The 14289-nt window shown below is 45.8% G+C and carries 7 protein-coding genes and 3 pseudogenes; 6 read left to right on the forward strand and 4 right to left on the reverse strand.

The features are described from left to right. Positions 1-1388: 1388 nt before the first annotated feature. The gene (locus ABNV41_RS02230; protein WP_349934904.1) at positions 1389-2357 is read right to left on the reverse strand and encodes a hypothetical protein; all 969 of its coding nucleotides are present in this window, start codon (positions 2355-2357) and stop codon (positions 1389-1391) included. A gap of 1077 nt (positions 2358-3434) precedes the next feature. Here ABNV41_RS02230 and ABNV41_RS02235 point away from each other — a divergent pair. From ABNV41_RS02235 to ABNV41_RS02245, 3 genes are all read left to right on the forward strand, one after another. Beyond that, positions 3435-4619, forward strand: a complete 1185-nt coding sequence (locus ABNV41_RS02235; protein ID WP_349934905.1) for a hypothetical protein — start codon at positions 3435-3437, stop codon at positions 4617-4619. Between the two features lie 486 nt (positions 4620-5105). Next, complete coding sequence (locus tag ABNV41_RS02240) at positions 5106-6491, forward strand: IS1380-like element IS1380A family transposase (RefSeq protein WP_012812390.1); 1386 nt, start codon at positions 5106-5108, stop codon at positions 6489-6491. Between the two features lie 261 nt (positions 6492-6752). Then, on the forward strand, positions 6753-7775 hold the full coding sequence (locus ABNV41_RS02245; protein ID WP_087652277.1) for an IS110 family transposase: 1023 nt from the start codon (positions 6753-6755) through the stop codon (positions 7773-7775). A 480-nt stretch (positions 7776-8255) separates the two neighbouring features. Here ABNV41_RS02245 and ABNV41_RS02250 read toward each other — a convergent pair whose 3' ends face one another. Then, on the reverse strand, positions 8256-9641 hold the full coding sequence (locus ABNV41_RS02250) for an IS1380-like element IS1380A family transposase (RefSeq protein WP_349934794.1): 1386 nt from the start codon (positions 9639-9641) through the stop codon (positions 8256-8258). A gap of 741 nt (positions 9642-10382) precedes the next feature. Here ABNV41_RS02250 and ABNV41_RS02255 point away from each other — a divergent pair. Together ABNV41_RS02255 and ABNV41_RS02260 are read left to right on the forward strand one after the other, a co-directional pair. After that, on the forward strand, positions 10383-12059 hold the full coding sequence (locus ABNV41_RS02255; RefSeq protein WP_349934906.1) for an SGNH/GDSL hydrolase family protein: 1677 nt from the start codon (positions 10383-10385) through the stop codon (positions 12057-12059). A gap of 67 nt (positions 12060-12126) precedes the next feature. Beyond that, entirely contained in the window at positions 12127-12579 is a 453-nt protein-coding gene (locus tag ABNV41_RS02260; protein ID WP_349934907.1) for a hypothetical protein, read from the forward strand. Positions 12580-12684: 105 nt separating this feature from the next. Here ABNV41_RS02260 and ABNV41_RS14040 read toward each other — a convergent pair. Together ABNV41_RS14040 and ABNV41_RS02265 are read right to left on the reverse strand one after the other, a co-directional pair. Continuing rightward, positions 12685-12788 (reverse strand): annotated as a pseudogene (locus tag ABNV41_RS14040) (IS5/IS1182 family transposase); the annotation flags it as partial. Further along, a pseudogene (locus ABNV41_RS02265) lies at positions 12785-12886 on the reverse strand (IS5/IS1182 family transposase); the annotation flags it as partial. The pseudogenes ABNV41_RS14040 and ABNV41_RS02265, both read right to left, overlap by 4 nt. Before the next feature lie 639 nt (positions 12887-13525). Here ABNV41_RS02265 and ABNV41_RS14045 point away from each other — a divergent pair. Next, positions 13526-13921: pseudogene (locus tag ABNV41_RS14045) on the forward strand (hypothetical protein); the annotation flags it as partial. Positions 13922-14289: the final 368 nt, after the last annotated feature.

Below are 14289 nucleotides of genomic sequence, written 5' to 3' on the forward strand. Positions count from 1 at the left end.
ATATAATATAAGTTTGGAATTCTGAGGGAATATGTTCTCTCAGAATTGGAGGTTAAAGATATTAAGGCTTGCTTCAGTCTGCTGCGGCAGTGATGTGGATGACCGCAAGGAATGACGTTGCTGTTTTTTCGTATCTGGTTGTGACAGCGCGCCACTCCTTGGGATAAGTTCAGAGATTCTCAACGAGATACTGGCACCGATAGGCCCATTTTGGGCGGATGACCGGCCCATCGTATCGTTTCGTAGGAATGGCGTGAAGGCTCTCGAGCATGACTGCAGAGGCAGTTTATGAGCCTGGCCGGGAGTTCAGCGCAAAACTGAAGGCTTGTCCATCTTCCACAGCGATCACATAGACTGTTGTGCCGTAGCCACCGCGAGAGCGGCCAAGTACTTCACGATTGTCTCGCTCTTTGAAAGAGGCCCTTTTTTGGGGTTCCCGCCGCTCCTGATGTTCGTAATGTCCAGAAAAGTCATACCAAGTGCTACTCCGTGGTATTCCTGAACCAGTTCGGCGGGGATACTCCGCCATTTCGCACCATTCTCATGACGCCATGAAAATCGCTGCTATCATGCGCCGCAGATCATGGGGAGTCTTGCCCTTTGGGCGAACCGCCTCAATCAGATGTTTTCAGATCGCCCCTGTCTCGTCCGTAAAGGTGCCTGTTCTGTCTCCTTCTTCTATCCCTACAATATGAGAAGAATTTCAAGATCTAACAGGCCCTAGATTGCATGCGGGCTTGCTCGTAAAACCGCGTGATCAAGAAAAAACCTCTGAATGAGCCCCTTTTTTGCACCTGTGGCCTGTGAATGGGCACGAACCACAATACTGTCGACTGTATGCTACCAATTATCGGGCGACCCAAGTCTACCCGGGTTTGCAGCGGGGCATCTCACATGCCTAGTTCAGCCTAGCTGCGAAACCAGGCATAGACGAAGTTCCACATGCCGTAGCACTCATGCATATCACGCCACAGACAACCGACATGCAGGAAATAAGGTATTCCGTTTGAGAAACAGACGCTTCTCCTCCGCAGGTGGCAGCAGATTGTCAAGAGTCGTCCACTCTTTGTCTGTCGGATCGTTGCACATTCATGTTCTCCGTAAAGAACAGCTTTGAATCACATAGCCAGAAACCTGAAAAAACAAACATTATTTCTCGTAATTTTCCCCAAAGACAAGATGGCAAGGCTTCTGCGCATTGTTAGTATAAATTGCACATATAATCTATAACATATCGTCTTTAAAAGTATTTAATATATAGTTTTAAAATAAACGAAAGAAGATGATTACATGCATTATATAACGCGTCTAATCACCTTCTTGCATAAATTTATATTAATTTTAAATAGTCAAATTATGACAATTTAGAGTTTCCTATTTATGGAATATTACCCTCCAACAAGTTTCAGATAATCAGATGGTGTTAAATGATAAAGAAGCCTATTAGATTCATTATTTCCTCTCTCTACACACTCTTGTGCATAGCTACGTTTAATTGTTAAAATATACTCTTGTAGATCTTCTATTTGCTTATAAATATCTTTAATAAACCCAATATCTCTGTAAAACATCTGATTGTTATTAATACACAAAGGAAAATATGGGTATGAAATCGGTATAAACTGCGATTTTTCACACCAGTTTCCTACTGTTCCCCCTACAAGAATGTGCTTTTCTAAATTATCTTCAATTCGCATAGCCATCGGCCACGGATCATTGGCATGAGAATATGCCGCAAATTTATCTTTCAGACGTTCAATTCCACCCAAGTGAGTAAAATGCCAGCCCGAATTATAAATTCGCAAAAACTTTCCAGCATCATCAAAAAAGGGAATAATTTCATGACGAGACCATCTTGCCAAAGATAACGATTGAAAGTTTGTAATATCTTGCAAATATTTAAAGCGAAACGAATAAGGAGCACTCCAGCCACTTTCTGCTTGTCTTAAGTTAAGATAAAATTGAAACATAGGCATGTTTAATTCTACATACCCATCAAACTTGCAGGCTTCTTCTATTGCTTCTTTTCTTAATATCTCATCGACATCTGTAATTATAATTGTATCATCAGGCTTGGCTTCACCTAAACCACGAATAATAGCATTGCGTTGATGATGTTCTCGCACAAACGGATCAGAAGTATCTTCAAAATCTTCAATAATTAAATGAATAACCTTATCAAGATATGGTGCAAATTTTTCTCTGTTTTCATAAAAATAAAGTGGCTTTTCTTTTCCTGTAAAGGTGATGGGAGATTCAACGATTACAAAATAATCAATAAAATCATATTGCTGTTGAAATCTAATATCCAAGATTTCAAGCTCATTGAAAAATGTAAAACAATCGTAAACTGCCATTTTTACTCTCCGCTAAAGATACATAAAATATTTCTTATGTTTCTAGCATATTTTCATAACATGTAGAATACCTTTTCCCGGTAAAGGCGAGTAAAGAAAGGGGAGACCAATATGATTTGAATTAAGCGTAATATTAACGTGCACTTTAATTGATAGAGGATGTTTACCAAGTTTCAGACAAGATATTATCCTACTTAAGTGGCTATTTGGGATTTCCTACTTATTGTCGCGTTGACAAAAGGTTTATTGATCTAAAGTAAGATATGTTGTACTGAATTGTTTTGGCAAGGCAGCGTAATGGATTAGGCATGCCACGAGGCGATCTGATGGATCAAAATGGGCGGTAATTCGTCCACTTTTGTAGCCCAAGCGCGAACGTTGGGCTCGATTTGCTAGAAACAACCGCATGTTTCTGCAATGGCATGCTTCATGTTCTGCGCACTGGATGTCTCTAGTGAGATATGCATTAAGTGTAATGGCAAGAGGAACTCTGTGTATGTCCGGTTTGACTGTTGAGTTAAGCAGTACGTGTGGGACCCCTCTTTGGTTTTGTTTCCACATGAGGTCATATCTTGGACTACAAAGCCACATGTTCTCTGATGGAGCTGCCGGTTTCAAATCTCAAGGGCATGCAGACTGATCGGGGTATGACAGCGACAATTTCAGTTAGGATCTGTTGCTACATGGTATCCTGCGGGTCATTTCATTACGCAAAGGCCGCAGCGTTCCGCAGAAAATAGATGAATGACGTTACCAAGATTGCAACCGCGTCGAGTGGATGTTCAATAGACTCGAGTAGATGCATCATATCGCAATCCGCTACGACAAGACCACCTTGTCTTTCATGAGTTTTCTCAATCTCGCCGCTGCAAGACTCTGAATCAGGTCTTTAGTCAATGTGACCTAAAAAATGTCATTCATAGAATAGAGTTTTGTGGTCACTTTAAATTTTAAAAACACTTATTTCTGCTTGGTGGTCATAGCGATGAAAATGTAAACAGGTGTTGGTATAAAGATAGGTTTATAATATAAATCATTTGTGGTTATTTCTGAATTTTTAGTGATGAGAGGCAATGTATGTCAGATATCAAAATTCGTATTTTCGAAACAGGAAATCCTGGGAATATATTGGCAATGTATTTAACTGCATTGAAAATAAAAGAATATCTGCCTTCAGCAAGTATTAGTCACGTTGATTTGCCTTTATTTAATATACATTGTCCAGACTTTGATTTGGGATCTACTATGGGAGGCCTTCATGATCGATTTCATAATAGTGGTAAACGATATAGTATTGTTCCCGTAAAAGGTTTTGCAAAGTGGGCGATGCAAACTGATGCAGCATTTATTAGCTTGGAAGGGCTATGTCAAAATATAAAAAACTTTCCTGATAGATATTTATTTAATTATGATCAGCATTTCCCCTTTTCAGATAAAAATACTTCATTCGGTGGCGAAAATGATCTTGTTATTAATATCCGAGGGGGAGAGGTTTTGCAGGGGGTTTCAACTCTTTACCCCATGATCCCAATAGAGTTTTATAAATTTCTTGCGCAGAAAACTAAAAAACATCTTATATTTTATGGTCAATTAGATGATTCTCCATATATGGAAGAACTTAAATCCACATTCCCAAATGCAACATATATTGCATCAAGAGGAATGGAAATGGATTTTGATTTTTTAAGAAAATCTAAACATTTAGTTATGTGTATCAGTACTTTTTCATGGTTTGCAGCGTGGTTTTCTAATGCTCAAAAAATCTATTTTCCAATTGCAGGCACTTTGAATCCTGCTCAACATTTTTATGGTAATATGTTGCCGTTAGACGATCCTCGGTACGAGTTTTTCTTATTCCCAGTATATGATGCACTGCCTGTAAAGCGATATAGAGAATATATTGATCCTGTAAGGAATGCTTGGCAGCACGTGAGCCATGATCAGTTGCGGGGTATGATGAAACGACGCAGTAGTAATATTGAAGATTATTTATTAGCGTTTGATCCAGAATTTTATATATCACATTATCATGAATGCAGAAATATTTATAACACGTGGGGAAATAAAGGGGTGGTTAATTTTTACTTGGAGACGGGGTTTTTTAGAGGCGATTTTCCATGTTATGTAGATAGATCTTTTTATACGCAAAATTATCCTTTAGCAGCTTTGGAAATTAGTCAGGGTATATTTGAGAATGAAGTCGAACATTATATTTTGCGAGGACAATACCAAGGGTATAAACCACATGCAGGTTGTTTGTAAGTATTATAAAATGTCGGGTCCTTGACAGAATTCCATTGTTAAGAACATAAAAATTAGATTACTGATGTTAGTTAAGAGTTATTTATTGTATTATTAGACTCAGTTAGGACTTGATCTAGTCTGCTGTAGCCGCAATATGGGTGACTGCAAAGAAAGATATTGCAGTCTTCTCATATTGGGTTGCGACAACACGCCATTCCTTGAGACGAGCTCAGAGGTTCTCGACGAGATGCCGACACCGATAGGCCCATCTTGGCCATGTCACAGGCACATCGCGTCGTTTAGCAAGAATGGCGGGCCTTGATTCCGTGCCCAAGATACGTTCTCGAAAAGCATTCGGCGCATAATCTTGTCTGCGGCCATCCAAAGGGGAGTTCCGGGAAGATCGTCGACGCGGAAATCTCACAGAAGGGTTGTACATCGGGTTAGATTATGAAAAAGTCTGTTTTGTAGAAAAGAAATTTCCATAATCATCAAGAAAACCCGATGCAGACAGAGTGTAGCGCAGGCGCGTATGAGTTTCCAGCCTCCTGTGGACGGCGTGTTGTGGCCCGTTTTGACGGGGGTCGCATGAGTTCGGATGGGGGCGTCATTCTGGTGAAGCAGGCTGATGACATTCTGGGGCTCAGCCGCCGCTTTGCTGCCTGTTTTCGCGATAAGCGGCATCCCGGCTTTGTGGAATACCGGGTTGAAGACCTTGTCCGTCAGCGGATCATGGGCCTGGCACTGGGCTATGAAGATCTCAATGATCACGATGCCCTGCGGCATGACCTGATCTTTGGTCTGGCCTCGGGTCGTCTGTCAGGAGGCCGGGCAAACTGCGCAGCATTGGCTGGCAAATCTACACTGAACCGGTTGGAGCGCAGTGGGCACAAGGCAGATCGTTACTGTCGGATCATTGCTGATCATGAGGCCCTGGCTACCCTGTTCGTCACGCTCTTCCTTGACCAGCATGAGCACGCACCCGCCCGGATCGTTCTGGATGTGGATGCCACCGATGACCGTATCCATGGCCATCAGGAAGGCCGCGCCTTTCATGGATATTACGGCCATAACTGCTATCTTCCCCTGTATGTCTTCTGCGGGGACCATCTCCTCAGCGCTACCCTGCGCACGGCAGACAGGGACCCGGGGAAGGAAGCACTGGCAGACATCCGCCGGATCGTGGAGCAGATCAGGAGCCGTTGGCCTCGGGTGCGTATCCTGGTGCGTGGGGACAGCGGTTTCGCCCGGGACAGTCTGATGACATGGTGCGAAGACAACCACGTTGACTTCCTGTTCGGGCTTGCAGGCAACACCCGCCTGTATGACCGGATTGCCTCTTTGTCCGCTGAGGTTCGTGACGAAGCCGCCACGACAGGCAGAGCGGCGCGCGGTTTCGCCTCCTTTGACTGGATCACAAAGGACAGCTGGACGCGCCGCAGGCGGGTCGTGGCCAAGGCCGAATGGCGCCACGGCAACCGCTATCATCGCTTCATTGTCACCACCCTACCGCAGGGAATGTCCGACCCCCGCCATCTCTACGAACAGATTTACTGCGCACGCGGGGATATGGAAAACCGCATCAAGGAATGCCAGATGGATCTGTTCTCAGACAGGACCTCGTCCCACACCATCCGGGCCAACCAGCTCCGGCTGTGGTTCTCGGCCGCAGCCTATGTCCTGCTGACCGCTCTGCAAAGACTGGCCCTTGGCCAGACCAGCCTGGAGACGGCGACCTGTGGCACCATACGCGCACGGCTGCTCAAAATCGCGACACGTGTAACGCTCAGCGTCCGTCGGATTGTCCTGTCCATGCCGGACATGTTCCCCTGTCAGCATGAATTCGCCCTCGCTCATGCACGATTGCGAAGGCTCCGGCAGGCCATCTGAAGAAACAGACAGTGCACAGACCACATAGCTTCCACCAACACTGCCTTCTCAGGCCGTGACACCCTCACTGCGTTCAGAACCCGCCGCCAGAAGCAGAATATCGTCAATATTCCAGATCGGGCTCCTGTGGGATGACTGAATTCTACAAAATGACCCGAAATTGCCTCAAGTGTGAGATGGGGTGGTTGCCGTCCTCCCCGCACGGCATCGCAATGTGCCAGAATGGTCGTTGGAAGAAACGACTGCGCGAAAGGACGGCAGATGAAGGATACAGTGATAGGCGTTGATCTGGCAAAGAACATTTTCCAGGTTCATGGAGCTTCGCGTGCGGGCGAGGTGATGTTTCGCAAAAAGCTGCGTCGTCAGCAGTTTATGCAGTTCATGGCCACGCAGCCGCCTGCTCTGGTCGTTCTTGAAGCGTGCGGGAGCGCGCATTACTGGGCTCGCGAACTGGCAGGAGCTGGTCACGAGGTCAGACTGATCGCTCCGCAGTATGTGAAGCCTTTCGTGAAGCGCCAGAAGAACGATGCTGCTGATGCGGAAGCGATCGTCATTGCGGCCCGGCAGCCGGAAATGCGCTTTGTCGAACCACGCACTGAAGCGCAGCAGGCGCGTGGCGTTCTTTTCCGGGCCCGGCAGCGTCTGGTGCACCAGCGCACGGAACTGGTGAATGCCCTGCGTGCCGTTCTGTATGAATTCGGTCTCGTCGTGCCACAGGGGATTGCGCATATCAGACACATTGAAGCCATGCTGGATGAGGCGGTTCTGCCAGAGGCTGTGAAGCAGGAATGCCTTGATCTGCTGCGACAGATTTCGGAGCAGAGTGTGCGGATTGATGTCAGAACAAAGAAGATCAGGATGCTTGCCCAGGAAAGTGAAAACACCTGCAGATTGCAGAGCATGCCTGGAGTGGGTCCTCTGACCGCTCTTGCGATTGAAGCTTTTGCGCCTGACCTGCAGAGCTTCCGGCGCGGGCGCGACTTTGCTGCGTGGCTGGGGCTGGTGCCCCGTCAGTTCTCATCTGGCGGAAAGGAAAGGCTGGGGAAGATATCAAAAGCCGGGCAGGCTGATATCCGCAGGCTTCTCATCATGGGCGCCATGACCCAGGTGAACTGGGCCAGCCGTAAGGCCCCTGCACCGGGAAGCTGGCTGGCACGGATGCTGGCCCGCAAGCCCCGTATGCTGGTAGCCATTGCGCTGGCCAACAGGATGGCACGAGCCATCTGGGCCATGGCAACAAAACAGGAGGATTATCGGGATCCGGCCCTGTCCCTGGCAGCCTGAGCGATGGCTCGGCTCCCGCGGATGGAACCGGTAGGGGTGTGAGAGGGCGATGACCTGAATGGGCGCATGATCGTTTGATCCGGATCGGAAAAACCAGTGGATTTCTCTGTGCTTTAAAGCACGCCTGTGAGATTTGGATCTGATCCGCTGATCACCATACCGGCCAGTGGCTTCTGAAAGGCCACATCAACAGGCCTTACAGAAGACCGCACACGATCACACGTCAATATTGGTCAGAAAACTCTTGCATAACGGACGGTAACCACAGAAGAAATCCGCGTCGAGCATGTCTCGACGCTGATTTCTCACACTTGAGGCAATTTCGGGTTATTTTGTAGAATTCAGTCATCCCACAGGAGCCCGATCTGGAATATTGACGATATTCTGCTTCTGGCAGCGGGTTCTGAACGCAGTGAGGGTGTCACGGCCTGAGAAGGCAGTGTTGGTGGAAGCTATGTGGTCTGTGCACTGTCTGTTTCTTCAGATGGCCTGCCGGAGCCTTCGCAATCGTGCATGAGCGAGGGCGAATTCATGCTGACAGGGGAACATGTCCGGCATGGACAGGACAATCCGACGGACGCTGACCTTTACGACTGTTGCGATTTTGAGCAGTCGTGCGCGTATGGTGCCACAGGTCGCCGTCTCCAGGCTGGTCTGGCCAAGGGCCAGTCTTTGCAGAGCGGTCAGCAGGACATAGGCTGCGGCCGAGAACCACAGCCGGAGCTGGTTGGCCCGGATGGTGTGGGACGAGGTCCTGTCTGAGAACAGATCCATCTGGCATTCCTTGATGCGGTTTTCCATATCCCCGCGTGCGCAGTAAATCTGTTCGTAGAGATGGCGGGGGTCGGACATTCCCTGCGGTAGCGTGGTGACAATAAAGCGATGATAGCGGTTGCCGTGGCGCCATTCGGCCTTGGCCACGACCCGCCTGCGGCGCGTCCAGCTGTCCTTTGTGATCCAGTCAAAGGAGGCGAAACCGCGCGCAGCTCTGCCTGTCGTGGCGGCTTCGTCACGCACCTCAGCGGACAAAGAGGCAATCCGGTCATACAGGCGGGTGTTGCCTGCAAGCCCGAACAGGAAGTCAACGTGGTTGTCTTCGCACCATGTCATCAGACTATCCCGGGCGAAACCGCTGTCCCCACGCACCAGGATACGCACCCGGGGCCAACGGCTCCTGATCTGCTCCACGATCCGGCGGATGTCTGCCAGTGCTTCCTTCCCCGGGTCCCTGTCTGCCGTGCGCAGGGTAGCGCTGAGGAGATGGTCCCCGCAGAAGACATACAGGGGAAGATAGCAGTTATGGCCGTAATATCCATGAAAGGCGCGGCCTTCCTGATGGCCATGGATACGGTCATCGGTGGCATCCACATCCAGAACGATCCGGGCGGGTGCGTGCTCATGCTGGTCAAGGAAGAGCGTGACGAACAGGGTAGCCAGGGCCTCATGATCAGCAATGATGCGGCAGTAACGATCTGCCTTGTGCCCACTGCGCTCCAACCGGTTCAGTGTAGATTTGCCAGCCAATGCTGCGCAGTTTGCCCGGCCTCCTGACAGACGGCCCGAGGCCAGACCAAAGATCAGGTCATGCCGCAGGGCATCGTGATCATTGAGATCTTCATAGCCCAGTGCCAGGCCCATGATCCGCTGACGGACAAGGTCTTCAACCCGGTATTCCACAAAGCCGGGATGCCGTTCATCGCGAAAACAGGCAGCAAAGCGGCGACTGAGACCCAGAATGTCATCAGCCTGCTTCACCAGAATGACGCCCCCATCCGAACTCATGCGACCCCCGTCAAAACGGGCCACAACACGCCGTCCACAGGAGGCTGGAAACTCATACGCGCCTGCGCTACACTCTGTCTGCATCGGGTTTTCTTATAGCTTACGAAAATTTCTTTTACGTAAAACAGACTTTTTCATAACCTAACCCGATGTACAACCCTTCTGTGAGATTTCCGCGTCGACGCCAATGACAGTTCGTAAGCCTGTCTTGGTACCAAAACAACATTGATGGTTTTCTCATGCTCGTTCGCAACCACGCAGATTGTCGTGCATAACCGCTACGAGGGCGGCTAAGCATTTCACGATGGTCTGGACATCTTTAAAGGCCTTTTGGTTTGAGTGAGCGTATATGATTCCATTTGTTGATGTCTGATGATGGGAATTGGCTATGAAGCGGCCGGAATTTTTCGACATTGACGATCGCCTGATCTGGGTTGCTCGTCTAGCATAGCAGATACCTAACACTCCCTAATCTCATCAGCAACGGTCCTAAGTATCGTAGCCATCCTGCATCTATTCTACTTAATCAGCCGACAAAAAAGAGGTTTTGAAAGGCCTCCAATTGTCACGAGATTTTTGTATATTTATGTTGAGCGGAGAGAATTATATTATTTTTCTTTACTTTTATAAAGGAGTAGAGGGATATTGAAATATAATATGAATTTTTATATATTTAAACTGTAATTCGAAATCGTAGTGTTTTTTTTGAGCATTTGGAAAATAAAAATTAGCATAGAGAAAAATTTCTTGTTTCAGTGAGTTTGCGTTAATATTGAATCTAAATATATGTTTGTATTGTTGCGATATAATAAGGAAATTGCAAATATGTTTTCCAAAAAAGAATCAGGTGAAGATATCACTGTAAAAGACAATTATTCTATGTTGCGTGAACGAATATATGATTTTTTAACTGTGCAAGATTTTGGTTTTACTGGAATATCAGTGGAAAATGATCGTCAGGTATTAGAAAAAGCAGATAGTATATTCCAAAAGTATAATAGAAAAACACTTCGGGTCTCTGCAGGAAGTGAGCTTATAGATGACGGTGAATTTGCTCTTTCTCGCGCTAATCATATTATTCTCATTGGTGATGGAAAAATTCGAAATGCATTTCGTCGTGCCGTACATCCAGATCATCTTTCTGGTCCAGAAATGTTTCCCTCTACCATTAAACCATTTCATTTACGATGTTTCCACAAGGCATGCCGTAAAGGAGAAGCAACAGTAGTTGTTGTGGGAGATAGTATTTTTGCGGTAGCCAGCGATATGGTGGCGCCTACAGAAAACGCTGCTTATGCATGGATAGAAACTTTACAGCAACAAAATCCAGGAGTGAAACTACGCTTTGTTAATGCAGCGCTTGGTGCTCGTAATTGGAATGATATGGCTAGCAATACTACTAATCCACCTCCTTGGATTAATCCCAAGAAAGGTGTATCTTGGAAACAAGCTATTCGTGATTTAGAACCAGACCTTGTACTTATTAACAGCACAGGCAATGATGTAGGAAATTTTCAACCAAACGCAGTGTATGATTTTATTTCATATTTAAAAAACTCTTCCAAAGAACCATCTATTATATTAGGGATATCTCATTTACCTTCATTGGCATCGGATGTTAATAATTACACAACAATGTCTTATTTGGATGGTTTAGATAGTGTTGCAAGATGGTTACGCTCATATGCGCAGTACTATGGGTTGGGGTATTTAGATTTCTACCGTTGGCAAAGTATTAGGCGTGATGGTTTTGACCCATGTGAGGTGGTGCTAACAAAAATGGATATTCAGGGTAAAGAAAAACTTCCAAAAATTCTTTTATTTAAAAATAATTATATATATTCAAAATTTTATTTCCCAATAATTTCATTGGAAAATGGGTTAAGTACAAACAAATGCACGGATTTTTCTGTTTCATTTGAATGCAAAAATAAAGTATCTTTTATTTCTATTGATTTGAGCAAAGAGCAAGATAGACTTGACCATGTTAATCGTTTAGCTATTTGTCTTAACAATGAAGACGGAAAAATTTCATATTGCTGGAGTGATGGTTCTGGGGTTCTGTTAGAACCTATAAAAACCAATATTGATATACCTACTTTTCCCGCTCGTTTTAATATATTATTAAAAGGTAGCCGTGTTGTATATTCAGTGTGGCAAGCCTTTAAAGATACTGATTGGGATCCTCAAGATTTGTCTGGTATGGGAGTTGGATATACTGATATTTGTGATCAGACTGTTATTAGGTTTGGCGGTGTATTTCATCCTTCTATTCAAACAGAAGGAGAGACTGAAATTATTTTGTATAACTTATGTATAGCTAATGCTTGTATTGTAGAAGGAGGAGGAAGGCGAAATCGTCCTGATCGTACAGATGCAGAACTATATGAAGTGTCTCAAGCAGCTGGTGGATCCGGACATTACCACATGAATGCTTACGGAGTAAGAGATATTCTTGTGCCAGTTATTAGGAATCAGATGTGGTATGATGAAGGAAAATAAAGTCAGATTTTTGTATTATAGATTTGCACCATTTATTGGTTGAGTGTTTTATAAGGACTTTAGGATTATGTTTCAAACAAAAGCATATAATGGTCAACCTATTGTTATTAGTCCTAATATTTTAGATAGAAGATGGTTGATTATGGATACTTTAGCAGGGGGAAAACCATTATTGATTGTTTTTGAGGCTTCTGGCCGAGTATTAAATGGAAGTCTTTGGGTTGGAAAGCAATGGCGAATTGAGAATCATCATTTAATTATTTTAGATAAAGAAGGTAATGTTAAATATAGATCTTTACAAGTATATGAAGATAAAGAAATATTATTATATGATGTGGAAGGGCGAAAAGAAATTAAATTGTTATTTGATGGTTTTTTTGATTTGGAAAATTTGCTGAAGAATCAAAAATCAAGAGAAGTTGTGCAACCACATTCTAAAAATTTTAATCATATACAGACAATATCCGGCGGAAAAATTATTAGGTATGAAAGAATTGTGAATATGGATGAAAATAAATAGGCTAAGAAGCTCAATTGTTTAAATGTCGGATGGAGGAAGGGCTGACCCACTGGTTTTTGAACATTCTGGTCTGATCTAGAGAAGGTTCTTGCGCATGTGGATGTCCGCACCGGTATAATCACGGACCTGTCCTGCAGTCAGGAAAAGTTCAGCGCTTGCCCGTTTTTATCAGTAACTGGGTGAAGCTTCGTATTTATGCTATCTTTGGTGCCTCAAGCCAGCGTAGGCTGTTTCGGTTAACAAAGATGCTGCTGCTCAACACGCGGCGATCATTAGCGAGTGGCTGACAGTGATTCTTCCAGAAAATTGGCTATAAGTCTAGTCAAAAGATATTAAGGCTTGCTTCAGTCTGCTGCGGCAGCGATGTGGATGACCGCAAGGAATGACGTTGCTGTTTTTTCGTATCTGGTTGTGACAGCGCGCCACTCCTTGGGATAAGTTCAGAGATTCTCAACGAGATACTGGCACCGATAGGCCCATTTTGGGCGGATGACCGGCCCATCGTATCGTTTCGTAGGAATGGCGGGAAGGCTCTCGAGCATGACTGCAGAGGCAGTTTATGAGCCTGGCCGGGAGTTCAGCGCAAAACTGAAGGCTTGTCCATCTTCCACAGCGATCACATAGACTGTTGTGCCGTAGCCACCGCGAGAGCGGCCAAGTACTTCACGATTGTCTCGCTCTTTGAAAGAGGCCCTTTTTTGGGGTTCCCGCCGCTCCTGATGTTCGTAATGTCCAGAAAAGTCATACCAAGTGCTACTCCGTGGTATTCCTGAACCAGTTCGGCGGGGATACTCCGCCATTTCGCACCATTCTCATGACGCCATGAAAATCGCTGCTATCATGCGCCGCAGATCATGGGGAGTCTTGCCCTTTGGGCGAACCGCCTCAATCAGATGTTTTCAGATCGCCCCTGTCTCGTCCGTAAAGCTCCCAGATCGCCAATGCAATCCGTGGTTTTGCAGCAGAATTCGGCATCACCGCAGCAACAGGTATGTACAGAATTGAACCGCTCCTAGACAGGATGACATCAGATGAGACTTTGCCACCGCTGGCGAGGGAGCTATTTCGCAATACACAGTGAAGAGTATGCGCCGATCCGGGAAGAGATCAAACGGATCGATTTGCACCAGAAGACGTGGCATACGGCGGTAGTTCAGCATGTGCAGCAGTCAAAAGCCAAGAATGTCTCACCGTGCTTCTCGGTTTGATTAACCGCAAAAAGCCGAAGCTGGTTGCTGTCGTCCTCGCAAACAAGATAGCGCGTATCGCCTGGAAGCTCATAACGACCGGAAAAAGTTATCGAAAAAATGGCACGCGGGCATTCGTCATGGCTGCGGGCTAGAAGATCGACCAGACACGATGAGCAGAACGTCAATGTTATCGTGCTGAGCTGATGCGTGATCTTGTAAGATACGAGCAGGTGGTACGAGCGATCCAGGACGCAAAATACTTCGCCAGTTTCAGTGGCTCTCAGAAGCCGATGCCATGTCAGGAATTTACGTTGCGGAAACTATCTTGGCCAGCAGCCATTGGCTGCACTCAAAAAGGCCGCATGATCAACGGCAGCCTCAAACGGCCGGTTACTCTTCTTTCATCCCTATAATATGAGAAGAATTTCAAGATCTAACAGGTCTTAAATTCTATTGCCTAAATATTTTCAAAATCTTACTAATTTTTCATAATTATCTATAATTTAATAATATTCTTTGT

Origin of the sequence: Acetobacter sp. A11-2 (assembly GCF_040208445.1) — a bacterium.
GTDB classification, from domain to species: domain Bacteria; phylum Pseudomonadota; class Alphaproteobacteria; order Acetobacterales; family Acetobacteraceae; genus Acetobacter; species Acetobacter oryzoeni.

Bases quoted from the DNA above. Each gene is read 5' to 3' on its own strand.
- ABNV41_RS02235 (WP_349934905.1), top strand. From the start codon at position 3,435: ATGTCAGATATCAAAATTCGTATTTTCGAAACAGGAAATCCTGGGAAT.
- ABNV41_RS02245 (WP_087652277.1), top strand. From the start codon at position 6,753: ATGAAGGATACAGTGATAGGCGTTGATCTGGCAAAGAACATTTTCCAG.
- ABNV41_RS02260 (WP_349934907.1), top strand. From the start codon at position 12,127: ATGTTTCAAACAAAAGCATATAATGGTCAACCTATTGTTATTAGTCCT.
- ABNV41_RS02230 (WP_349934904.1), bottom strand. From the start codon at position 2,357: ATGGCAGTTTACGATTGTTTTACATTTTTCAATGAGCTTGAAATCTTG.
- ABNV41_RS02240 (WP_012812390.1), top strand. From the start codon at position 5,106: ATGCAGACAGAGTGTAGCGCAGGCGCGTATGAGTTTCCAGCCTCCTGT.
- ABNV41_RS02250 (WP_349934794.1), bottom strand. From the start codon at position 9,641: ATGCAGACAGAGTGTAGCGCAGGCGCGTATGAGTTTCCAGCCTCCTGT.
- ABNV41_RS02255 (WP_349934906.1), top strand. From the start codon at position 10,383: ATGTTTTCCAAAAAAGAATCAGGTGAAGATATCACTGTAAAAGACAAT.